Annotated in this window: 22 protein-coding genes; 13 read left to right on the top strand and 9 right to left on the bottom strand. The window is 72.5% G+C overall.

Translation table 11 applies throughout. The features are described from left to right. Positions 1-2: 2 nt before the first annotated feature. From R6Y94_RS40285 to R6Y94_RS40260, 6 genes are all read left to right on the top strand, one after another. A complete protein-coding gene (locus R6Y94_RS40285) occupies positions 3-653 on the top strand; it encodes a histidine phosphatase family protein (protein WP_318400859.1) in 651 nt (216 codons plus the stop codon). Between the two features lies 1 nt (position 654). Next, complete coding sequence (locus tag R6Y94_RS40280; RefSeq protein ID WP_318400860.1) at positions 655-1,251, top strand: TlpA disulfide reductase family protein; 597 nt, start codon at positions 655-657, stop codon at positions 1,249-1,251. Between the two features lie 94 nt (positions 1,252-1,345). Then, on the top strand, positions 1,346-2,188 hold the full coding sequence (locus R6Y94_RS40275) for a cytochrome c biogenesis CcdA family protein (protein ID WP_318400861.1): 843 nt from the start codon (positions 1,346-1,348) through the stop codon (positions 2,186-2,188). Beyond that, positions 2,188-3,921: a cytochrome c biogenesis protein ResB gene (locus R6Y94_RS40270; RefSeq protein WP_412102988.1), complete on the top strand. Its 1,734-nt coding sequence runs from the start codon at positions 2,188-2,190 to the stop codon at positions 3,919-3,921. The genes R6Y94_RS40275 and R6Y94_RS40270 overlap by 1 nt, the downstream gene beginning before the upstream one ends. Then, the gene (gene ccsB / locus R6Y94_RS40265; RefSeq protein ID WP_318400862.1) at positions 3,921-4,961 is read left to right on the top strand and encodes a c-type cytochrome biogenesis protein CcsB; all 1,041 of its coding nucleotides are present in this window, start codon (positions 3,921-3,923) and stop codon (positions 4,959-4,961) included. The genes R6Y94_RS40270 and ccsB overlap by 1 nt, the downstream gene beginning before the upstream one ends. A 139-nt stretch (positions 4,962-5,100) precedes the next feature. Next, positions 5,101-5,523, top strand: a complete 423-nt coding sequence (locus tag R6Y94_RS40260) for a VOC family protein (protein ID WP_318400863.1) — start codon at positions 5,101-5,103, stop codon at positions 5,521-5,523. On the opposite strand, the gene R6Y94_RS40255 is transcribed toward R6Y94_RS40260, so the two are convergent. The 4 genes from R6Y94_RS40255 to R6Y94_RS40240 form a co-directional block, all read right to left on the bottom strand. Then, complete coding sequence (locus tag R6Y94_RS40255; RefSeq protein WP_318400864.1) at positions 5,489-5,671, bottom strand: hypothetical protein; 183 nt, start codon at positions 5,669-5,671, stop codon at positions 5,489-5,491. The two genes, R6Y94_RS40260 and R6Y94_RS40255, sit on opposite strands and share 35 nt — an antisense overlap. Before the next feature lie 102 nt (positions 5,672-5,773). Then, positions 5,774-7,066, bottom strand: coding sequence for an RNA polymerase sigma factor (locus R6Y94_RS40250; RefSeq protein WP_318400866.1), 1,293 nt, complete (start codon positions 7,064-7,066; stop codon positions 5,774-5,776). 131 nt (positions 7,067-7,197) lie between these two features. After that, entirely contained in the window at positions 7,198-7,569 is a 372-nt protein-coding gene (locus tag R6Y94_RS40245; RefSeq protein WP_318400868.1) for a YciI family protein, read from the bottom strand. Positions 7,570-7,599: 30 nt separating this feature from the next. After that, positions 7,600-8,343 carry a DUF998 domain-containing protein gene (locus tag R6Y94_RS40240; RefSeq protein WP_318400870.1) on the bottom strand — a complete coding sequence of 248 codons (744 nt, stop codon included), beginning with the start codon at positions 8,341-8,343 and terminating at the stop codon, positions 7,600-7,602. Between the two features lie 199 nt (positions 8,344-8,542). On the opposite strand from R6Y94_RS40240, the gene R6Y94_RS40235 reads away from it, so the two are divergent. The 4 genes from R6Y94_RS40235 (at position 8,543) to mqnP (ending at position 12,533) form a co-directional block, all read left to right on the top strand. Beyond that, positions 8,543-8,893 carry a LysE family transporter gene (locus R6Y94_RS40235; protein WP_318400872.1) on the top strand — a complete coding sequence of 117 codons (351 nt, stop codon included), beginning with the start codon at positions 8,543-8,545 and terminating at the stop codon, positions 8,891-8,893. Positions 8,894-9,398: 505 nt separating this feature from the next. Next, complete coding sequence (locus R6Y94_RS40230) at positions 9,399-9,803, top strand: hypothetical protein (protein ID WP_318400873.1); 405 nt, start codon at positions 9,399-9,401, stop codon at positions 9,801-9,803. Between the two features lie 199 nt (positions 9,804-10,002). Then, positions 10,003-11,466 (top strand): menaquinone biosynthesis decarboxylase, encoded by a 1,464-nt coding sequence (locus R6Y94_RS40225; RefSeq protein WP_318400875.1) that lies wholly within the window; start codon positions 10,003-10,005, stop codon positions 11,464-11,466. A gap of 164 nt (positions 11,467-11,630) precedes the next feature. Then, positions 11,631-12,533: a menaquinone biosynthesis prenyltransferase MqnP gene (mqnP, locus tag R6Y94_RS40220; RefSeq protein ID WP_412102957.1), complete on the top strand. Its 903-nt coding sequence runs from the start codon at positions 11,631-11,633 to the stop codon at positions 12,531-12,533. A gap of 95 nt (positions 12,534-12,628) precedes the next feature. On the opposite strand, the gene R6Y94_RS40215 is transcribed toward mqnP, so the two are convergent. Beyond that, positions 12,629-13,915, bottom strand: a complete 1,287-nt coding sequence (locus R6Y94_RS40215; protein WP_318400879.1) for a terpene synthase family protein — start codon at positions 13,913-13,915, stop codon at positions 12,629-12,631. Positions 13,916-14,104: 189 nt separating this feature from the next. On the opposite strand from R6Y94_RS40215, the gene R6Y94_RS40210 reads away from it, so the two are divergent. Further along, the gene (locus tag R6Y94_RS40210; protein WP_318400881.1) at positions 14,105-14,734 is read left to right on the top strand and encodes a UbiX family flavin prenyltransferase; all 630 of its coding nucleotides are present in this window, start codon (positions 14,105-14,107) and stop codon (positions 14,732-14,734) included. 127 nt (positions 14,735-14,861) lie between these two features. On the opposite strand, the gene R6Y94_RS40205 is transcribed toward R6Y94_RS40210, so the two are convergent. Then, on the bottom strand, positions 14,862-15,143 hold the full coding sequence (locus R6Y94_RS40205) for a BldC family transcriptional regulator (RefSeq protein WP_318400883.1): 282 nt from the start codon (positions 15,141-15,143) through the stop codon (positions 14,862-14,864). A 248-nt stretch (positions 15,144-15,391) separates the two neighbouring features. Here R6Y94_RS40205 and R6Y94_RS40200 point away from each other — a divergent pair, with 248 nt between their 5' ends. Next, on the top strand, positions 15,392-15,844 hold the full coding sequence (locus tag R6Y94_RS40200; RefSeq protein ID WP_318400885.1) for an Lrp/AsnC family transcriptional regulator: 453 nt from the start codon (positions 15,392-15,394) through the stop codon (positions 15,842-15,844). A 38-nt stretch (positions 15,845-15,882) separates the two neighbouring features. Beyond that, positions 15,883-16,974, top strand: coding sequence for a PLP-dependent cysteine synthase family protein (locus R6Y94_RS40195; protein WP_318400887.1), 1,092 nt, complete (start codon positions 15,883-15,885; stop codon positions 16,972-16,974). A gap of 21 nt (positions 16,975-16,995) precedes the next feature. On the opposite strand, the gene R6Y94_RS40190 is transcribed toward R6Y94_RS40195, so the two are convergent. The 3 genes from R6Y94_RS40190 to R6Y94_RS40180 form a co-directional block, all read right to left on the bottom strand. Then, positions 16,996-17,616 (bottom strand): putative glycolipid-binding domain-containing protein, encoded by a 621-nt coding sequence (locus R6Y94_RS40190; protein ID WP_318400889.1) that lies wholly within the window; start codon positions 17,614-17,616, stop codon positions 16,996-16,998. 333 nt (positions 17,617-17,949) lie between these two features. Then, complete coding sequence (locus tag R6Y94_RS40185) at positions 17,950-19,896, bottom strand: DEAD/DEAH box helicase (protein ID WP_318400891.1); 1,947 nt, start codon at positions 19,894-19,896, stop codon at positions 17,950-17,952. A 241-nt stretch (positions 19,897-20,137) separates the two neighbouring features. Beyond that, positions 20,138-22,504, bottom strand: a complete 2,367-nt coding sequence (locus R6Y94_RS40180; protein ID WP_318400892.1) for a hypothetical protein — start codon at positions 22,502-22,504, stop codon at positions 20,138-20,140. Between the last annotated feature and the right edge of the window lie 143 nt (positions 22,505-22,647).

Below are 22,647 nucleotides of genomic sequence, written 5' to 3'. Positions count from 1 at the left end.
ACGTGGGCAGCACAACGGTCGTGCACGTGCTCCGGCACGGTGAGGTGTACAACCCGGAGAAGATCCTCTACGGCCGGCTGCCCGGCTACCGCCTCTCCGAGCTGGGTGTGCAGATGGCGAAGGCGGCCGCCCAGGCGCTCGCCGAGCGCAACGTCACGCATGTGGTGGCGAGTCCGCTGGAGCGGGCCCAGCAGACGGCGGAGCCGATCGCGGCACAGTTCGGGCTGCCGGTCGGGGTCGACGAGCGGCTGATCGAGAGCGCCAACTGGTTCGAGGGGAAGCGGGTCTCGCCCGGCGACGGTTCGTTCCGGGACCCGCGCAACTGGTGGGTGCTACGCGACCCGGTCACCCCGTCCTGGGGCGAGGCGTACACGCTGATCGCCGAGCGGATGTTCGCGGCCCTGCACGCGGCCCGGATCGCCGCCGAGGGGCGGGAGGCGGTCTGCGTTTCGCACCAGCTTCCGATCTGGACCCTGCGCCGGTACGTCGAGCACAAGCGGCTCTGGCACGACCCGCGCAAGCGGCAGTGCGGGCTGGCCAGCCTGACCTCGTTCCACTTCGACGGTGCCAGGATCGTCGGGATCGGCTACACCGAACCGGCCGCGCACCTGGTCGCCATGTCGCCGACCGCTCGGACGGCCAAGGGGGCATGAGGTGAGTCTCCCCCGGTGGTCCGCCGGCATCGGCGCGCTGCTCGCCGTCGCCGTGGCGCTGGCCGTGGCCGGCTGCTCGGGCGGCGACGGGGGCGGGAACGACTGGAAGGACGACTGCGCGACCACGGACGGCATCGTCGAGTGCGCGCCGGAGCACCGCCCGGCGGCTCCGCCGGTCTCCGGTGAACTGCTGACCGGCGGGACGTACGACCTGGCGGGGGAGCGCGGCCGGGTGGTGGTGGTCAACTTCTGGGGTTCCTGGTGCGCGCCGTGCCGGGCCGAGGCCGACGATCTGGAGGCGACCTACCAGGCGACCAAGGACCGGGACGTCCGCTTCCTCGGCATCAACATCCAGGACGGGCGGGACAAGGCGAAGGCGTTCGAGGCGGCCTACAAGGTGAGCTATCCCAGCCTCTTCGACCCGCCGAGCCGGCTGGCGCTGGCCTTCGACATCCCACCGAACTCGATCCCGGCCACCATCGTCCTCGACCGGGAGAACCGGATCGCGGTGGTGATCCGGGCCGGCACCACCCGGGACAGGCTGGAGCCGATCGTCGCCCGGGTGGCCGACGAGAAGCCGCCGGGCGGGCCCAACTGATGGCCGGGCGGGCCGAGTTGACGGCTGGGCCGGGTGCGGATCGGCGGCCGGCGCGGACGGGCCGGAGCTGCACGGTGCCGGGCGGGGCGGGCTGATGGGCGAGACCTTCGCCGAGCTGGCCGAGAGCGGGCCGGTGCTGCTGGCGATCGGGGCGGCCGCGCTGGCGGGCCTGGTCAGCTTCCTCTCTCCGTGCGTGCTGCCGCTGGTGCCCGGCTACCTGTCGTACGTGACCGGGCTGGCCGGCAGCGACCTGGAACAGCGCCGGGCCGCGACCGACCGCGCTCCGGACGGGCCGGGCGGGGAGTCGGCCGGTGGCGGGGTGGCGGTGGCCACCCGGCCGGTCCGGACGCCCCGGGCGGTCCGGGGTCGGGTGCTCGCCGGCACGCTGCTCTTCATCGCCGGCTTCACCGTCGTCTTCACCCTGACCGCGGTGCTGGTCACCGCCGTCGGGCAGGCGCTGTTCGCGCAGCGGCGACCGCTGGAGATCGGCATCGGCATCGTGATCATGGTGTTGGGGCTCTCCTACCTCGGACTGGTCCCCGGGATGCAGCGGGAGTTCCGGATCCGCCGGCTGCCCTCGGCCGGCCTGCTCGGTGCGCCGGTCTTCGGGGCGGTCTTCGCGCTCTCCTGGGTACCCTGCGTCGGCCCGACCCTCGGTGCGGTGGTCGGGATGGGCACGGCGAGCGGGCAGGCGGACCGGGCCGCGCTGCTCGCCGTCGCGTACTGCCTGGGGCTGGGGTTGCCGTTCGTGGTGTTCGGGCTCGGCTTTTCCCGGCTGCTCGGACTGTTCCGGGCGGTGCGCCGGAACAGTCGCTGGGTCACCCGGGTCGGCGGCGCACTGCTGATCGCGATCGGGCTGGCCCTGGTCACCGGCGGCTGGCAGGACCTGGTCATCTGGTTGCAGACCACGTTCGGGGTCGGCGAGGTGAGCATCTGATGTCGACCGGGGAGCGGGAGACGGTGACCGGGTCGGGTGGCGCGCCGGCCGGCATCGCCGAGGCCGAGCCGTCGGCGGCCGGCGGCCCGACCGGTGGTGCGCAACCGTCCCGGGTACGCCGTACGCCGCTGCCGCTGGCCCTGCTGCGCAACTCGTGGCGGCAGCTCACCAGCATGCGTACCGCGCTGATCCTGCTCTTCCTGCTGGCCGTGGCCGCGATCCCCGGCTCGGTACTGCCGCAGCGCAACATCAACATCGAGAACGTCAACCGGTACGCCGCCGAGCATCCCGACCTCTTCCCGATCCTGGACCGGGTCGGCGGCTTCGACGTGTACGCCTCGCCGTGGTTCTCGGCGATCTACGTACTCCTGTTCACCTCGCTGGTCGGCTGCATCGTTCCCCGGCTGCGCGACCACGTCCGGGCGCTGCGCGCCGCCCCGCCGCCCGCGCCGAAGCGGCTGGACCGGCTGCCCCGGCACGCGGTGCTGACCGACTCCGACGGTGACCTGGTCCGGATCGCGGCGGTGCTGCGCAAGCGGCGGTGGCGGGTGGTGGTGCGCGGCGACACCGTGTCGGCGGAGAAGGGCTATCTCAAGGAGACCGGCAACCTGCTCTTCCACTTCTCGCTGATCGGGGTGCTGCTCGGCATCGGCCTCGGCTCCTGGTACGGCTGGCACGGCAACCGGCTGCTGGTCGCCGGCCCGGACAACGCGCTCTGCAACACGCTCCAGCAGTACGCGGAGTCCAAGCTCGGGCACCGGGTGGACGGGAGTGATCTGCCGCCGTTCTGCCTGGAGTTGACCGACTTCACGGCGAGCTTCCTGCCGACCGGGCAGCCGTCGTCGTTCCGGGCGACAACACTCGTGGAGCAGGGTGACCGGGCACCGTACCGGGCGAGCTTCTCGGTCAACGACCCGTTGCGGCTGGACGGAGCGAGCGTCTACCTGCTCGGGCACGGTTATGCGCCGATCCTGAGCTACACCGACCGCAACGGCGAGTCGCTGGAGAGCGACGAGGCCTTCCTGACCATCGACGGCAACCTGACCAGTGAGGGCGTGGCGGCGTTCCCGGACGTCAACCTCGATCCGGTGACCGGGGCGCGTAACCCCGATCTTCAGGTCGCCTTCGAGGGGCTCTACTTCCCGACCGCGCCGGACGCGCCGCCGTTCGTCCGCTCGACGTACCCGGCGGAGCGGTCCCCGGCGGTGATGCTCTTCGCGTACCGGGGCAACCTCGGGCTGGACGCCGGGATCCCGGGTTCGATCTACCGGCTCGACCAGCGGCAGGTGAGCAGCGGCAAGCTCAAGCAGCTCGGCGACGGGAAGCTGCTGCGGCCGGGTGAGAAGTGGACGCTCGACGACGGCACGTCGGTGGAGTTCCTCGGCACCCGCCCGTACGTCACCATCTCGGTCCGGTACGACCCCGGCGAACGGATCGTGCTGATCAGCTCGGTACTACTGCTGGTCGGACTGATGTCGTCGCTGTTCGGGCGGCGGCGCCGGGTCTGGTTCCGGCTTTCTCCGGCACCGGCCGATGCGACCACGACAGGTCGTAGTAGTTTGGTGGAGGTCGGTGGCCTGCCGCGTACCGAGTACGCGGGGTTCGCCGAGGAGTTCGACCGGCTCGTCGCCGCGACGCGACCCGACGGGGCACGGGACGACGGGGCACGGGACGACGGGACGCACCCCGAGCGGGCGCGAACCGACGGTGCGACGGAAGAGGGGACCGACTGATGGCCGCGCTGTCCGACCAACTCCTGGTGGTCGCGATCCTGGGCTACCTGCTGGCGATGATCTGCCACGCCGTCGAGTACGCCTTCGGCAGCCGCAGCGTCATCGGTCGGGCGGCGGCGCGACCCGAGCGCGAGCGGGTGCTGGTCGGGGCCGGGGTAGGGGCGGCCGGCGGATCCGGCCCGGCCGAGGAGACCGGACCGGTCGACGAAGCCGGACCGGTCGGCGGGACCAAGCTGCCCGGTACCGACGCGCCGGTCCCGTCCGGCGGGTCGAGGTCGTCCCGCGCGGTGCTGGCCGGGCGGGCCGCCGTCGCGCTCACCGTGCTCGCCGCCGTGGTCCACCTCGCCGTGCTGACCACCCGGGGCATCGCCGCCGAGCGCATGCCGTGGGGCAACATGTACGAGTACCTGCTCTCGGTCACCTTTGTCGGGGTGGTCGGCTGGCTGGTACTGCTCTACCGGCGTGCGACGCTGCGGCACCTCGGGCTCTTCGTCGCGCTCGCCATGGTGCTGCTGCTGGCCGTGGCCGGGCTGGTGCTCTACGTGCCGATCGTGCCGCTGGTGCCGGCGCTCGACTCGTACTGGTTCGTCGTGCATGTGGCGACCATCGCCACCTCGTCCGGCATCCTGCTGCTCGGTGCGGTGCCGGCGGTGATGTACCTGATCCGGCACGGCTACGACCAGGGCAAGCGCAGCTTCCCGTACAGCCTGGGCGCGCGGGTGCCGGCCGCCGACACGCTGGAGCGGCTGACCTTCCGGCTGCACGCGTTCGCCTTCCCGATCTTCACCTTCGCGGTGATGGCCGGTGCGGTCTGGGCCGAGGCGGCCTGGGGGCGGTACTGGGGCTGGGACCCGAAGGAGATCTGGGCCTTCATCTCCTGGGTGGTCTACGCCGGCTACCTGCACGCCCGCGCGACGCCGAGCGTGAAGCGCCCGGTGGCGACCTGGATCGCCGTACTCGGCTTCCTGACCATGCAGATGAACCTGTACGGCGTGAACATCTTCTTCGAGGGTCTGCACTCGTACGGCGGCCTCGACTGATCCTGCTGGCTCCTCCGGTGAGCGACGATTTTCAGTCTTGACTTATATAAGCGAGGCGCCAAAGATTGGGTTGCGCGCGGTCGAATCGCGTGCCCACCCTGCCGCCTGTACCGCGAAGGAGTTCCGCGAAGTGTCTGGGATGGCGCCCCCGAAGGTCACCACGTTCCTGATGTTCCAGGACGGCAGGGCCGAGCAGGCGATGAGCTTCTACACGTCGCTCTTCGACGACGGCGAGGTGCTCGCCGTCGACCGGTACGGCCCCGGCGAGGACGGCGCCGAGGGGACGGTGCGGCACGCCACCTTCCGGCTCGGCGGCCAGCAGTACATGTGCATCGACAGCAGCGTCCCGCACGGGTTCGGATTCACCCCGGCGATCTCGCTCTTCGTGACCTGCGAGTCGGAGAAGGAGATCGACCACCTCTACGGCGCGCTGGTCGAGGGTGGCCAACCGTTGATGCCGCTCGGCTCGTACGGCTTCAGCGCCAAGTTCGGCTGGGTCAACGACCGCTTCGGCGTCTCCTGGCAGCTCACCCTGCCGACCGAGGCGGCTGCCGCGCAGTAGCGGCGGCTCCCTCGGCGGGTGTCGGGGGCAGCCAGCCGAGCAGGCGTACGGCCAGGGTGACGGCGTCGCTCTGCGGCTGGTCGGCCAGCGCGGTCAGCAGTTTGCGGCCCAGATGCAGGCGCAGGCCCTGCGGATCGTCCCGGTACATGAACAGCGGCCCTGGGCCGTGGTGTCCAGCCCGAGGCGCGGGGTGAGGAAGAGCTGCGCGCCGGCCATCGCTGCGCCGAAGTAGCCGTAGTCCGGACTGGAGTCAGCGCTGCTGACTGCCGGACCGGCTCGCCGCCTCGGCGGCCCGGTCGAGGAAGAGCGCCCGTTCCCGGGCGTTCCGGGTCAGCTCGGCGGCCCGGGCGAACTCGCGCCGCGCCTCGTCGTGCCGGCCCAGCCGGGACAGCAGGTCGCCCCGGACGGCCGGTAGCTGCGGATATGTCGCCAGGAGGGGCTCGGTGACCAGAGTGTCGACAATGGCCAGACCGTCGGCCGGGCCGGTGGCGTTCCCGACCGCGACCGCCCGGTTCAGCTCGATGATCGGCGACGGCGACACGTGCGCCAGCACCCGGTAGAGCGCGGCGATGCGTACCCAGTCGGTCTCGGCGGCGGTCCGGGCCCGCGCGTGGCAGGCCGCGATCGCCGCTTGCAGGGTGTACGGGCCGATGCCCAGCGACTCGGCCCGGTCCAGAGCGGCCAGCCCGCGCCGGACCAGCAGCCGGTCCCAGCGTCGGCGGTCCTGGTCGGGCAGCAGGACCGGCTCGCCGTCCGGCCCGGTCCGGGCCGGGATCCGGGACGCCTGCAGCTCCAGCAGCGCCACCAGGCCGTACACCTCGGACTGCTCCGGCATCAGCCCGGCCAGGATCCGGCCGAGCCGCAGCGCCTCGGCGCAGAGCGCCGGTCGCGTCCAGTCGTCACCGGCGGTCGCCGAGTAGCCCTCGTTGAAGACGAGGTAGACCACCTCCAGCACCGAGCCGAGCCGGTCGGCCAGCTCGTCCCGGGGCGGGAGCTCGAACGGTACGCGTTTCGCGGCGAGGGTACGTTTCGCCCGGGTGATCCGCTGCCCGATCGTCGGCTCCGGCACCAGGAACGCCCGGGCGATTTCGTCGGTACGCAGCCCGCCGAGCAGCCGCAGCGTCAGCGCCACCCGCCCCTCGGTGGGCAGCACCGGATGGCAGGCAGTGAAGACCAACCGGAGCAGGTCGTCGTCGATGCGCTCGGAGTCCAGCACGGCGGCCAGTTCCGCCTCGGTCGGGTCCGGCCGGCTCTCCACCTCCCGCCCCAGCTCCGGGAGCTTCCGCTGGTACGTCGTACGTCGCCGGATCAGGTCGACCGCCCGGTGTTTGGCGGTCGACATCAACCAGCCACCCGGATTCGGCGGTACCCCCTGCCGGGGCCACTGCTCCAGCGCGACGACCAGCGCGTCCTGGGCGAGTTCCTCGGCGAGCCCGATGTCCTGCACCAGCCGGGCGAGCCCGGCGACGATCCGGGCGGACTCGATCCGCCACACCGCCTCGACCGCCTCCCGGCTCGCCCGCCCCGGTCCTCCCACCCTCATGCCTCCCGATCCAAGCACGCCGGGCCGGCGAGCGTCTCAGCTTGTAGATCTTGACGATTTGTCGTCGCCGCAACGACAACAAGTCGTCAAGATCTACTGGGAATCGGGTGTGCGGAAGGAGAGTGAGCGGGTCAGGCGGGTGGTGGGAAGTCCTCCGGGCCGAAGACCCGGAGCACCTCACCCTCGCCCTCCCAGCCGGGCCACATCTCGCGGTGCAGCTCCAGGAACCGGGAGACCCACTCGACGGCCTCCTCCTTCGAGCGCACCTCGTACAGTGCGTAGCTGATCGTCTCCTTCGCCTCGGCGAACGGCCCGTCGGTCACGCTGAGCTTGCCGGTGGCGACCTGCATCCGTGCCCCCTCCGCGCTCGGGGCCAGCCCGCCCTGGTCGAGCAGGGCGCCGGCCGCGGTCGCCTCCTCGCCGAGCTGCATGATCGCCTCCATCAGTCCGGGCGGTGGCGGGGTCGTGGTCCGGGTCGCCCGCAACAGTGCCAGGTAACGCATCTCTTCTCCTCCGATTGGTTGTCCGCTCTGCTACGCCGTCTGCCGCCGGTCGGATCGGTCGGCCCGGGCGGGGGTGGCCCGGCGGTACAGGTGCGCGGCCAGGGCCGAGAGCCAGGCCCAGGCCAGCATGATCGCCCCGGTGAAGGCGAGGTTGGACCAGACGGCTCCGGCACCGGCGGCCATCGCCAGGAAGCCGGCGAGGAACAGCACGCCGGTCAGCCGGGAGAAGGCCGCCCAACCCCGTCGTCCCTCGGTCGAGAACCGCCGGCCGAGGACCAGACATGCCGCGATCAGGCAGCCGAAACCGATGGCGCCGGCCACGAAGTGCAGCGTGCCGTGCCACGTTACCGCCGTGCCGGTCTCCGGAGTGCCGATCGGAAAGCCCAGAGCGGGGTCCGCCCGGAACGCCCCGGCGGCGAGGAGGCTGATCCCGTACGCCCCGATCAGTCGCGGCGCCCAGCCGGCCCCGGTGACCGGGGAGGGGCTACGGCGCAGTCCGACCGCGAGTGCGCAGGTCATCAGCCCGGTCAGCACCAGGTTGGTGATCTGGATCCAGCCGAGTGCGCCGTTGGCCAGCAGGCTCCAGGCGTGCCGGGTCAGGTCGAATCCGTCCCGGGTCAGCGCCTGGGCCAGCGACACCAGGACGTAGAACGGCCCGGCGAGCACGCCGTACGCCAGCAGGGTCCTGGTGACGCTGGTCGCCGGGTCGCACGGCTGTCCGCCCGGCCGGGCAGCCGCCCCGGAAACGGTGCTGTGCTGGCTCATCGTCTTCATCGTCGTCCTCCTTCGGTTCCACCGGTCCGGTTCGGTGCTCGGACCGGCCGCTACCTCTGCCTCGAACGGGCGACGGCGGATCCGACAGGTGGGCCGAACTTTTTCGGGGAATTTTCCGCGAGCCGGCTGGTGCGGCTCTGACCTGGTCGGATCCGTCCGTCGCGTGCCGCCGAGGGAGAGCGGTCGTAGGCTCGGAACCATGTCCTGGACGACCTATGGCAGCTCCCTGGCCTTCGCGGTGGTGCTGATCGTGGTGCCCGGCCCGGACTTCGCGGTGGTCACCAGGAACACCCTCGCCGCCGGTCGCGGGCGGGGCTGGTGGAGCGCGCTCGGCATCGCCTGCTCCAACGCCGTACAGGGCAGTGCGGCCGCGGCCGGGCTGGGCGCGGTGATCGTACGGTCCCAGCCGCTGTACCTGCTGACGCTGGTCGGGCTGCCGCACCGGGCACGCCGGGTGCTCCCCCTGCGCCGGGCACGCCGGGCGATGGATGCCGGTACCGGTGTCGCGATGCTCGGCTTCAGCGTCCGGCTCGCCACCGAGCGGGCCTGACCCCCGCGCCAGCCCCGGCCCGGACCCGGCCGGCCTGTCCGGCTGCCTCTAGGGGTATCCATCAGTGGCGGATCAGGGAGCTTTCCGGGTCGGCACCCCGGTGTGTGTCCCGGCGTGTCGCCCGGCTAATTCCGGCACTCGTGGGTGTTCGGCAAGTTCGCCATCACCATCGTCCAGCTCAACCTCGGCATCTTCGTACTCAGCCCGTAGCTTGAGGCGGCGACGCCGGGCAGGTCGGGATCGTCGGTCGTCGCGTCGCTGCTGATCGCGCGCGGCTTCCCGTTCTGGCGCCGGGCCAGACGGCACCGGGCCCGGATACCGGTCGGCCAGCAGGCCACATAGCGGAGACGGGCCGCCCTTGGCGGAGAACAGCGGGTAGGCCACCTCCACGGCCGGTGGCTCCGAGCCGGATGGAGAGCAGTCTTGCTGTTGACAAGATACTGTGCCGGGGGGCAATCTTGACGGCGCCAAGTTCGGTCCGCCGTACCGCCTCGGGAGCCCTGTGATGTCGTCCGCCACCCAGAACACCGCCGCCATCCTGCTGATCACCGTCTCGACCGTCGCCTTCGGCGGGTTGTCCCTGCTCATGCACCTGGTCCGGCGGATACCCGGCTATCTCGACAACCCCGTCCGGCGGGCGCTCTGGACCGCCGGGCACGCCCACGCGGGCGTACTCGTGCTGTTCGCCCTCGTCGCACTCCTCTACCTGGACCGGGCCGACTACGGCGACGGCATGCGGATGCTGATCCGAGTCCTGCTGGTCGCCGCGCCGATCCTGATGCCGATCGGCTTCTTCCTCTCTGTCGTACGCCCCTCGGACACCCGACCCAACAAGCTGATCTGGCTGGTGGGAGTCGGTGGGGCGGGCCTGATGGCCGGCACCCTGCTGCTCGGCGTCGGCCTGCTCTGAGGTGCCGGGCTCGGCCTTTGCTGAGACGCCGGGCTCGGCCTGCGCTGAGGTGCCGGGCTTGGCCTGCTCCGAGCTGTCGACCGACGCTGTTCCGGGGCGCCGCACCGGGCCGTGCCGGTGGGACCCATCGACGGGAGCCCGGTCACGGCGGGGGACCCGGCCGTGCCGCCCCGACCGGCGGTGCGACAGACTAGCGGCCATGGCGGCTCGTGGCTTCCCGTACACCGACCTCCGGGAGTACCTCACCGCGCTGGAGGGCGCCGGCGAGTTGCGCCGGGTCCCGGTGCCCGTCGACCCCACGCTGGAGATCAGCGAGGTGGTCACCCGTACCGTCCGGGCGCACGGGCCGGCCCTGCTCTTCGAGCGCCCCACCCGGGGTGAGATGCCGGTCGCGATCAACCTGTTCGGCACCGAGCGGCGGATGGCGATGGCGCTCGGCGTCGACCGGCTGGACGAGATCGGCGAACGGATCGGCGCGCTGGTCAAGCCGGAGTTGCCGGTCGGCTGGTCCGGCATCCGCGAGGGCCTGGGCAAGGTGATGCAGCTCAAGTCCGTACCGCCGAAGAAGGTCAAGACCGCCCCCTGTCAGCAGGTGGTCTACCGGGGCGCCGACGTCGACCTGAACCGACTGCCCGGCCTCCAGGTCTGGCCCGGCGACGGCGGGATCTTCCACAACTACGGGCTGACCCACACCAAGCACCCGGAGACCGGCAAGCGCAACCTCGGGCTCTACCGGTTGCAGCAGCACTCGCACAACACCCTCGGCATGCACTGGCAGATCCACAAGGACTCCACCGCGCACCACGCGGTCGCGGAACGCCTCGGCCAGCGGCTACCGGTGGCGATCGCGATCGGGTGTGACCCGGTGGTCAGCTACGCCGCCTCGGCTCCGCTCCCCGGCGACATCGACGAATACCTTTTCGCCGGCTTCCTGCGCGGCGAGCGGGTCGAGATGGTCGACTGCCTGACCGTGCCGCTCCAGGTGCCGGCGCATGCCCAGATCGTGCTGGAGGGCTACATCGAGCCCGGCGAACGACTGCCCGAGGGGCCGTTCGGCGACCACACCGGCTTCTACACCCCGGTCGAGCCGTTCCCGGTGCTGCACGTCGAGGCGATGACCACCCAGCGGGAGCCGGTCTACCACTCGATCATCACCTCGAAGCCGCCGCAGGAGGACCACGGGCTCGGCAAGGCCACCGAGCGGATCTTCCAGCCCCTGCTCAAGCTGCTGATCCCGGACATCGTGGACTACGACCTGCCGGCCGCCGGGGTATTCCACAACTGCGCGATCATCTCGATCCGGAAGCGCTATCCGAAGCATGCCCAGAAGGTGATGAACGCGATCTGGGGCGCCCACCTGATGTCGCTGACCAAGCTGATCGTGGTGGTCGACGAGGACTGCGACGTGCACGACTACGCCGAGGTGGCCTGGCGGGCCTTCGGCAACGTCGACTACGCCCGGGACCTGCTGCTCACCGAGGGCCCGGTGGACCACCTGGACCATTCGTCGTACCAGCAGTTCTGGGGCGGCAAGGCCGGGGTGGACGCTACCCGCAAGCTGCCGACCGAGGGCTACACCCGGGGTTGGCCGGAGGAGATGACCATGTCGCCGGAGATCCGGTCGCTGGTGGACAAGCGCTGGAAGGAGTACGGCATCTCGTGAGCGCGAGGAGTGAGCTTGCGAGCCCCGCAGTCGTGAACGGAGGGTGGCGCAGGTGAGCGCGAGGAGTGAGCTTGCGAGCCCCGCAGTCGTGAACGGAGGGTGGCGCAGGTGAGCGCGAGGAGTGAGCTTGCGAGCCCCGCAGTCGCGAACGGGAGGTGGCGCAGGTGACGGCTGTGGCGGAGTCGCCGGGGCGGGTCAAGTCCTTCCTCCGGCTGGTGACGATCGAGCACTCGGTCTTCGCGCTGCCGATCGCGTACCTCTCCGCGCTGACCGCGATGCAGCGGCACGGCGGGCAGGTGCGCTGGCTCGAGCTGCTGCTGATCACCATCGCCATGGTCGGGGCGCGGACCTTCGCCATGGCGGCGAACCGGATCATCGACCGGCGTATCGACGCGCGCAATCCGCGTACCGCCGGGCGGGAACTGGTGACCGGGGCGGTGAGCGTCCGGACGGCCTGGACCGGCGCGATCGTCGCACTGCTGGTCTTCCTCGGTGCCGCCGCGGCGCTCAACCCGCTCTGTCTGGCCCTCGCCCCGTTCGCCGCGATCCCGCTGGTGGTCTATCCGTACGGCAAGCGGTTCACCGACTGGCCGCACGCGATCCTGGCCCTGGCCCAGGCGGTCGGCCCGGTCGGCGCCTGGCTCGCGGTGACCGGCACCTTCGACGGCTCCGGCCCGGCCTGGCTGCTCGGTGCGGCGGTCGGGCTCTGGATCGGCGGCTTCGACCTGATCTACGCCTGCCAGGACATCGAGGTCGACCGCCAGATCGGGGTACGCAGCGTCCCCGCCCGCTACGGCCTCCGGTTCGCCCTGCACGCGTCGATCGTCGCCCATGTGGTGACCTTCGGCCTCCTCTTCTGGTACGGCGAACTTGTCGGGCTGGGCTGGCTCTGGTGGGTCGGGCTGGCGCTGACCGCGCTCGCCTTCGGCTACCAGCACGTGGTGGTCACCCCGACCGACCTGTCCCGGGTCAACCGGGCCTTCTTCACCGCCAACGGTTTCGTCGGGATCGCGCTGTTCGTCTTCGCCCTGCTCGACCTGGTGATCCGGCTCCACCTCGCCGGTTAGCGGTGAGCGGCTCCGGTTAGCGGAAAGCTGCCCGGTTAGCGATGAGCGGCTCCGGTTAGCGGAAAGCTGCTCCGGTTAGCGGAGCGCGGCCTCGGCTAGCCGGACGGCTCGGCCCGGGCGCCGATGCCGTTCGGCGGCCGGTCGGGGCGGCGGCGCGGCTCGGCCTGGCCGAGCGGTCCCGCCGGGCGCGGGGCGGCCACGACGTCCCGGTAACGGGCACTCTCCATGGACCAGTCCATGGTGCCGCGCACCGAGTTGCCGAGCCCGTCCAGGTACTCCCGCAGCGGCCTGTCCATGGCCGGCCCGAACGACGGCACGGCGTCGCGCAGTTCGACGAACCGTCGCATGCTGCGCTGCCAGCGCCGGACCACCGCCTCGATCGCCGCCTCGACCGGGATCCCTTCTTCCCGGGCCACCGCCAGCACCAGGTTGTGCCCGCCGGAGGTGGCCGCGTCCCGCTCCAGGGAGAGCAGGTCGTTGAACCAGCTGAGTAGGTCGTTGGCGGTGTCGGCGACCTTGCGTACCACCGGGTGGTGGTAGATCGCGTCCGGCACCGGCTGGCCGGTGGCGAACTCGATCAGGGCGTACGAGACGTACGCGGCGGAGGTCGCCCGGCGCAGCGGGATGTACTCGGCGACGCCGGGCAGCCGCCCGCTCGCCTTGTTGGTGGCCTCGGTGACCACGCCGACGAGGTGGTGCGCCACCGCGTCGACGAAGCGGTCCCGCCAGGCCGCCGACATCCGCTGGTACGGGGTACGCCAGGCGTCGGCCAGCATCCGCCGGAGCGGCCCGTCGAACGCCTCCGGCCTCGCCGCCGGCTTGTTGGCCGCCCGGCTCTGCGGCGGGGTGGTGAGCCGGGCCGCAGGCTGGTTGGTCGACCGGGCACCCGTCCCGGCCGCCGGGTGGTGGGCGGGCCGGGACTGCGCCGCCGACGGGTGTCCGGTCCAGGGACCCGGACCGGCGGCGGGGGACGGGCGACCGGGGGTGACCGCGGGTGTGGGCTGCCCCGCGCGGGGCGGCGACCCGGGTGGTGGCGGCCCGGCCGGCGTGGACCGGAGCAGCCGCAGCACCCCGTCGCAGAGCGCGGAGACCTCGGCCGGCCGGGGGCGCCGGGTCGCGTCGCAGGCGTCGTCAAGCAGGAAGAACCAGGTGAAGAGGGCGGCGATGACCCGCAGGTCCGCCTCGCTGGCGTCCGGATACAGCCGGCCGGCGTACCGGGCGACGCCGCTGCGGGTGAGCCGGTCCCGGGCCGTCGCGTCGAGTGGGCCGATGATCAGGTCTGCCCAGTCGACCAGCCACTCCTGCACGGCGTCGGCGTGCGGGCAGAGGCGTGCCGGTATCGGACAGCTCAGCTCGGCCGCCCACGAGCTGATCCCGTACATGCCCCGCCCCCTTCGTCGTTGCCGCGGGCAGACGTGAGCAGCATTGCAGTTTCCGGCCGGTCTGTGATCGCCGTCGGGTACGCCCTATTTCGCAGTAAGTGATGATCTGGTCACACCATGGGCCGGCGCCGCAGGTCGCGGCCGGGGCCGGTCGGCGCCGGCTTCGACGCTTGCGGCAGGCTGGTGGGCATGAGAAGGCCGTGGGTGGTCGGCGTCTCCGGGGCATCGGGTACGCCGTATCCGGCCGCCGTGCTCGGCGGGCTGTTCGACGCGGGTGAACCGGTGGACCTGGTCGTCTCCCGGGCGGCCCGGCTGACGATCCTCGACGAGACCGGCCGTCCGTTCCGGGACGCGCACTGGAAGGACGACCTCGCCGCCTGGCTGGGCCGGGACCTGGACGGTGCCGACCTGGCGTACTGGCCGGCCGGAGATCTCGCGGCCGGGCCCAGCAGCGGGTCGTACCCGACCCGGGGCATGGTGGTGGTGCCGGCGAGTACGGCGGCCTGCGCCGGAATCGCGATCGGCCTCTCCAAGGACCTGCTGCAACGGGCCGCTGAGGTGAACCTCAAGGAGCATCGGCCGGTGGTGGTGGTGCCCCGGGAGACTCCGATCACCCGCAGCCACCTCGAGCACCTGATCACCCTGCACGACGCCGGAGCGGTGGTGTTGCCGGCGAGCCCCGGCTTCTACGGTGCCGGGGCCGCCGCCTCCGCGCGACAGCTCGTCGACTTCGTGGCCGGAAAGGTGCTCGACGCGCTCGACGTGCCGCACTCCCTGTTCCGGCGCTGGTCCGGCGAGCTGGGGGCCGATCGGGGCTGAGCGCCCCCGGTGCCGACCCCCTGCCCGGTGTCGGTCAGTGAACCCTGTCGACCCTCACCGTGCGGTCGTGGTGGCCGCAGGTGGACGTCGGGGCGCAGGCGCCGCGCTGTCCAGGCCGGAAGAAGGTTCAGTGCAGGCCGACGTTTCCGGCGCCGGCCGGGCCGGGACCACTCGGCGTGGCGGGTCCGGCGTTGCGCGGCCGGTTCGCGAGGCCCTCGTCCACCTCGTCGAGCATGCCCTCACCCTCGAGCAGTGCGCGTACCTCCGACTCGCGGAAGCGGCGATGTCCACCCGGTGTTCGGATGCTGCCGATACGCCCGGCCGCGGCCCAGCGTGTGACGGTCTTCGGATCGACGCGGAAGAGCGCTGCCACCTCGCCCGGCGTCAGCAGACGATCTCCAGTGTCCACAGCCCCCTCCTCGCGTCTACGAAGCCCCCGGACTGGTAGGACCGCCCCCAGAACACATGCTTGCCAGAGCCTTCGTTTAAGGGACGTACGGCAATTACAACACCGCCGGAGTGCCGTGTCCGGCAAACGCGAAAACGTACCGTGTGTGAGGTTAGCCGGGACGATTCACGGCATTTACGCGTTATGTCAGCAACAATGCTGCCGACCCCGGGCGGCCCGTTCACCCGCCCGGACTAGGGTCTCAGAACGTGGACGCGATCGACCTGAGCCTCGTCGAGCTGCTGCGCGGCAATGCCCGCCTTTCGTACGCCGAGCTGGCCCGGCAGGTCGGCCTCTCCGCGCCGGCGGTGCACGAGCGGGTGGGCAAACTGGAGTCCGGCGGCGTCATCCGGGGCTACCGGGCGGACGTCGAGCCGGAGGCGATCGGGCTCGGCGTAACGGCGTTGATCGGCATCGTGCAGGACTCCGGCGGCGACACCGACGACGTACTCGAGGCGATCCGGGGCATGCCGGAAATCGAATCCTGTTACTTCATGGCCGGAGTGGAATCGTTCCTGCTCAAGGCGCGAGTTGGCACAATTGCCGAGTTGGAGCAGCTCATCCTGCGGCTGAACCGGACCGCCGGAGTCGCCTCGACCCGGACGGCCGTCGCACTCTCGACGAAATGGGAGAACCGCCCCCAGCCGGTCGGCCCGTCCTGACCCGGCCGGCCGCCGGGCGGCTTGCTACGTTCCTGGTCATGGAACAGCTCGACCGGTGCGACGACGCCGAACGCACCTGGGTCACCGAGGCGATCGCGGCGGTGGAGGCGGACGCGAACCGATCCGCCGACACCCACCTGCTCTGCTTTCCGCTGCCCCGCCAGTGGGGGATCGACCTCTATCTCAAGGACGAGTCGGTGCACCCGACCGGGTCGTTGAAGCACCGGCTGGCCCGGTCGCTGTTCCTCTACGGGCTCTGCAACGGCTGGATCGGACCGCGTACCACCATCGTGGAGGCGTCGTCGGGCTCGACCGCCGTCTCGGAGGCGTACTTCGCCCGGATGCTGGGGGTGCAGTTCATCGCCGTGATGCCCGCCGCCACCTCGCCGGAGAAGATCGCCCTGATCGAGTTCCAGGGCGGCAAGTGCCATCTGGTGGAAGATCCGGCCGCCGTCGTGGTCGAGGCCCGCTGGCTCGCCGAGGACCTGGGCGGGCACTTCATGGACCAGTTCACGTACGCCGAACGCGCCACCGACTGGCGGGGCAACAACAACATCGCCGAGTCGATCTACGCGCAGCTCGCCCTGGAACGGCACCCCGTGCCGGACTGGATCGTGGTCGGCGCCGGTACCGGCGGCACCAGCGCCACCATCGGGCGCTACCTCCGCTATCGGCGGCTGGCGAGCCGGCTCTGCGTGGTCGACCCGGAGAACTCCGCGTTCTATCCCGCGTGGACCTCGGGCGACTGGTCGGCCACCACCGACGCCGGCTCCCGGGTCGAGGGGATCGGCCGACCCCGGGTCGAGGCGTCCTTCCAGCCGAGCGTCGTCGACCGGATGGTGCGGGTGCCGGACGCGGCCTCGCTGGCCGCCATGCGCGTCGCGTCGACGGTGCTGGGCCGGCGGGTCGGCGGATCGACCGGCACCAACCTGTGGGGCGCGTTCGGCCTGATCGCCGGGATGCGGGCCGCCGGCCGGACCGGGTCGGTCGTCACACTGCTCTGCGACGGCGGCGAACGCTACACCGACACGTACTATTCGGACGAGTGGGTGGCCGACCGGGGCCTCGACCTGGCGCCGCACCGGTCCGCGGTGGAACGTTTCCTGATGACCGGCGAGTGGTCCGGATGACGGACATCTGGCCGGCTCGGGTCAGTGCCGGTGCGCCAGCCCTGGATAGTGCAGCACGTAGCCGTCGGCGTCGAGGGTCAGGTCGGCGGTGAAACTCTCGCTGGTGAACCGGACGTTGCCGCCCTCCAGCACCGTGTAGGTCTGCTCGGCCGGCACCACCTGGAGGCTGGGCACCAGCACCCAGACCGCGACGACCCGGTGTGAGCTGCCCGGCGCGGCCTCGCGCAGCCGGAGGCGGCGTACCGGAAGGGTGTTGAACAGCGGCGAGGCGCTCAGGTCGACGTCGACCGCCTCGGCGAGCCGCTCCGGCTCCTCGGTGCCGGGCAGCCCGGCCCCCGGCTGGCCGGCGGCGGCCAGCGCCGCGTCCAGGTCGCCCTGCTCGGCCGTGCTCGCCCGCCAGCGGCCGGCCGCCCGCTCCAACCGCAGTGTGCGCAGCCAGCCGGCGCCCTCGCAGCTCACCTCCAGCCCCTCCGTCGCCCAGTGCTCGTCGGTGCGCAGAGCGTAGCGGCAGGTGAAGGCGATCGGGTCGACGGCGACTGCGGTGCCCCGGGCGGTCAGCCCACGGTGGTCGGTGACGAGCGTGTGATCGGCACCGGGCACGTCGGTGCGGCTCCAGAACAACGTCTTCGGCATGCTCGGCATGTCCATGGACGTTACCGCCGCCGACCGACAGGAATGCCCGGGCGCGGCAATTCCATGCCGGCCGCCGGCCCGGCGGCCCGACCGGGGCCCGCGCCGTTCGACGGCGGCGGGCCCTGGTCGGCGGCCTTGTTACCGGCAAGCGTCCCAATCCGCGACGCGCGGTGGGCGATCTCCGTGCGCCGGGCCCGACGGCAGCCCGTCAGGCTCCCGTTGCCCGACCCGACAGTGGGACCGGCCGGCACCGAGCGACGATGCCGGACCGTTCGGCGGGTCGGGTCGGGCAGCGATGCCGGACCGTTCAGCGGGTCGGGTCGGGCGGCGATGCCGGACCGTTCAGCGGGTCGGGGTCGGACGCCGGCCGTCGAACCGGTGGTCGCGGCGGCCCCGCCGGTCGTCCGGCCGGTCCCCGGCGGCCCGGTCGTCGCGCGGGCGCTCGTCCCGGGACCGGTCCCAGACCGGCCGGTCGGTGTGCGGCCGGCCCTCGTGCCGGAAGCCGCCCTGCCGCCCCCCGCCGGAGCGCCACTCGCCGCCCCGCTCGGCACGGCCGCCCTGCGGGGTACCACCGCCGTCGCCGTAGCGGCGGTCGCCGTAGCGGCGGTCGGACTGCGGCCGGTCGCCGTAGCGGCGCTCGCCCTGGAAGCGGTCGCCGTAGCGGCGCTCACCCTGCGGACCGTCGCTGTGCCGGCGCTCCTCCTGCGGCCGGTCACCGTAACGGCGGTCAGCCCGGGGCCGGTCGCCGTACCGGCGGTCGGAACGGGGACGGTCCGGGCGCGTACCGGACCCACGGCGCGGTGCCGGCTCGTCCACCACCGGTACGCCACTCGGCTCTCGGGCACCCGTCACCTCGGCCAGCGCGGCGTCGCCGGAGCGTACCCGGGTCTGCTCCGGCTCGACACCGGCCTTCTGCAACATCGCCAGGGTGGACCGGCGCTGCTTCGGCAGTACCAGCGTGGCGACCGCACCCGACTCGCCGGCCCGGGCCGTACGGCCGGCCCGGTGCAGGTAGTCCTTCGGGTCCTTCGGCGGGTCCACGTGTACCACCAGCGAGACGCCGTCGACGTGGATGCCCCGGGCCGCCACGTCGGTGGCGACCAGCACGTTCGTCCGGCCCTCCTTGAACTCGGCCAGGGTGCGGGTGCGTACCCGCTGGGTCTTGCCGCCGTGCAGCGCGCCGGCCCGGACGCCGACCGCCGCCAACTGCTCGACCAGCCGGTCGACGCCCATCTGGGTCCGGGCGAACATCATGGTCCGGCCCTGCCGGGCCGCGATCGAGGCCGCCACCGCGAACTTGTCGTGCGGCGGAATCAGCAGCATGTGATGGTCCATCGTGGACACGGCGGCGGTCGGCGGCGCCGTCGAGTGGGTGACCGGATCGGTCATGAAACGCCTGACGAGCGAGTCGACGTCGTTGTCCAGAGTGGCGGAGAAGAGCAGCCGCTGGGCATCCGCCGGCGTCTTGGCGAGCAGTTCGGTGACGTCCGGCAGGAAGCCCATGTCGGCCATCTGGTCGGCCTCGTCCAGCACGGTGACCTCGATGTCGTCGAGGCGGCAGACGCCCCGCTCGATCAGGTCGGCCAGCCGGCCCGGTGTGGCCACCACGATCTCCACGCCACGGCGCAGCGAGTCGATCTGGCGGTCGTACGGCACACCGCCGACAGCGGTCTTGAGGAACACCCCGACTGCCCGGCCGAGCGGCATCAGCGCATCGTTGACCTGCATCGCGAGTTCCCGGGTCGGCACCAGGATCAGCGCCCTCGGGTGGTGTGCCCGGGCCCGGGGGCCGGCCGCCATCCGGGCCAGTACGGGCAGCCCGAAGGCGAGCGTCTTGCCGGAGCCGGTCTGCCCCCGGCCGAGTACGTCCCGCCCGGCGAGTGCGTCCGGCACGGTGGCCCGCTGGATCTCGAACGGCGTGTCGATGCCCTCCCGGTGCAGCGCCCGGACGAGCTGCCGGGGCAGCCCGAGGGTGGCGAAATCAACCGGCCCGGACTCATCAACCGGCCCGGGCTCGGCCTGGGCGGGCTTGGCCTGGGCGGGCTTGGCCTGGGCGGGCTTGGCCTGGGCGGGCTCGGAGTCGACCGGCTCGGAAATGGTGTTGTTCTGCCCGGCAATGGCGTCCGGGGCGGCCACGATGAGCGGGCCGGAGTCGTCGGCGGTCACCGTGTCGGCGGAATCAGCGTGCGCACCGGCAACAGCCGGCACACTCAGAACGGCTTGCTCATCAGACGCGGAGGTGCCTGCGGAAGCGGAACCGGATTGCGCGTCGAATACGGACGGAAACATGCTGTGATCAGCAAAGGTGGTCAAAGATACCTCTCAAGCGGGGCGCATCTTCGCGATGGCCCGCCGCGACGAGGTCGCCGCTGATTCGCCCGCAAGATCGCCCAGAGGCGCGTGGCACGCGCCAGGTCAACAATCCATCCGAGTGTACGGGGACCAGCCGCCACCGCCACCTCGGCGCGCACGCCAGTGGGCAGGCTCACCCACCCGCGCCCGCCGACCCGCCGGGTACCGGGCGGCTCCGTCAACTACTCAGCAGACCGTCGAAGAGGCTGCTGAACGCGTCTCCGGCCAGCAGCACCACCATCAGTCCGACCGCGAGGAGGATGCCGAGCCCGATCAGCAGTACCAGCACCACCTTGCCGGTGTTGGTCTTCTGCGTGGGGGTGTCCGTCCAGCCCTGAGCCAGGATGTGCCCGGTCAGCGAGCCCGAGTTCTCGAGCTGGTTGGTGGGCATCGAAACGGTGACGTGGCCCTCGGGGCCGCCGTACACGGTGCCCTCCGCCCGCTGGTCCCGGGCCCAGTCCCGGTATCCCGGGGAGTGCGGTGTCGTCGGGCCGGCGCTCGGCTGGTGCGGCGAGGCCGGGTTGGCGCCCGACGGGCGGCCACCGGCCGGGATCCGGCCGGCTGGTTCGGCGGCGACGGCCGGGCCCGGGTCGGCGGTGGGCAGCGAGTAGCCCGGCGTACCGCCGCCGACCAGGTTGGCCGAGGACATCGGGTTGGTCGGTGGTGGCCAGCTCGGCAGGGCGGGCGCCGGAACCACCAGCGGGGCCGGTGGCGGGGGATCCGCCGGCCGGCCAGCCGGCCCACCGGAGACCGGCGTGGCCGGGTACGCCGGCGAGGCAGCCGCTGACGTCGGCGGGTACGGCACCGGGCCCGGGGGTATCGGGCCGGGGCCCGGGGGTACCGGACCGGGTGGAGTCGGGCCAGGGTTCGGCGGGTACGGCGCGGGGCCTGGCGGCACCGGAGCGGGCCGGGGCGGCGCGGGCGGGTACGGCGACGGAGTCGGTGGCACCGGGGTGGGTACCGGAGGCGCCGGTGCCGGGAACGGCGTGGGCGCCGGGCCCGGGTCCGGCGGTTCGGGTGCCGGCGGTGCCGACGGATGCGCCGGCTCGGGCGGTCCGGCCGGCTCCGGTTCGGTACTCCGGTAGACCTTCGCCACTCCCGGCGCCGCGGCTACGGCGGCGGCCTCGTTCGGCAGTACTGGAGACAGGCCCGGCACCGAGGCACTGGCCCGGGTCGTACCGGCACTGCTCCGCGGAGCGCTGCGCTGCGGCGGCACCGTGTACGACGGGGTGCCGCCAGCGGGCGACCCGGCGTCCCGCGACGACTGGCCGGGAGTGGCCGGCGGTGCTGACACGCTGGCTGCGGGCGGGGCCGTGAAGTGCACGGCCCCGGGCCGCTCCCGGGTCTGGCGTACCGGCTCGGCCGGGGTCGACCCGGAGAGTCCGGCGGCGACCGGCGAAACCGATGCCGACCCGACGGGCGGGGCGGACGCCGAGCCGGCCGGCGATCCGACGGCCGATCCGCTCGACGGGGCCGGCGGGGACTTGACGGCGTTGGCGAACGCCGACCACGGGGAGTCGACCGCCGGAGTCTGCGGACGCCGCCGTTGCAGCGGCGGCACCGGAGTCCCCGGGGGTGCCGGGGCCAGCACCGGTGCGGGTGCAGCGGCGGCCGGTGCGGACGGGGCGGCCGCCGCAGTGCCCGGTGTCGAGGACGCGGCGACCGGAGCGCTCGGTGTCGAGGAGCCGGCAGCCGCAGTGCCCGAGGCCGAGGAGGCGGGTGCCGAGGACGCCGGTGCCGGGGTGGCGGCCGCCGCGTTGACGGGTTTGGCCAGTTCGCCGGCGCGGTAGGTGCGGCTGCCCGAGGCAGCGGCGGGCATGGCGGCGATTTCGGCTGCGGTAGGGGTGGTGGCCGCCGTACTCACGGCGCGACCGCGGACCGGCTCTGCCGTGGCGCTGTCATCGGCCCGCTCCGGTACGGCGACCGGCTCTGCGGCGGCGCTGTCGCCGACCTGCTCCGGTACGGAGACCGGCTCCGACCCGGGCACGTCGGCGACCTCTGCACCACCGCGAGGATCAGGGCTGACCGGTGGCTCAGAGCTGTCCGGAGACTCGGAGTCGACCGGCGGGCCCAGCCCGGCGTCGGCGTCCCGAACGGTGGCGGGATCTGTCCCAGGGCCGGCGTCGGCGGCGGAGCCGACCTCGTCGGACGGGGCGCCGGAATCGTCGGACGGGTCGGCAGAACTCGTCTCGGCCTCCGGGACGGCATCCGCGTTCGGTGAGACCGACGGTTCGTCGGCCGAGTCGGCGGTGGGACTCGCCTCGCCGCCCGGAACAGCGTCGGGATCGTCCCGGATCGAGCCTGGATCGTCCCCGATCGAGCTGGAAGCGTCCCGGGCCGAGTCGGAGCCTGTGGAACCGGTCGGGTCCGCTGCGGTCGGATCTGCTGCGGCCGGGTCCGGCGGCGCGTCCGCCCAGAGCGCTCCGGCGGCGGGCGGCGGTGGCGGCTGGTAGGCCTCGGGAAGCCCTTCCTCGGCTGGCGGTTCCGGCAGCGCGGTACCGACCGGCGGGGGCGGCGGCAGCGGGGACAGTTCGCTCTCGTCCACGCCGTCCCGTCCGGACCGGGTGGCCGCAGCCCGACCGTCAGTATCCGGAGATGCCTCCCCGATAGCCGGTCTGACCTGCGATTCGTCCATTGTTGCCTCCCGCGCCCACACCCGGGCCGGTAGGCCGGGTCGGAAGTACGTCA

It is taken from the genome of Plantactinospora sp. KLBMP9567, assembly GCF_033446045.1.
Classification (GTDB): Bacteria; Actinomycetota; Actinomycetes; order Mycobacteriales; family Micromonosporaceae; genus Plantactinospora.
Note: the sequence above shows the minus strand (reverse complement) of the source record. Positions and strands in the feature narration are given on the sequence as shown.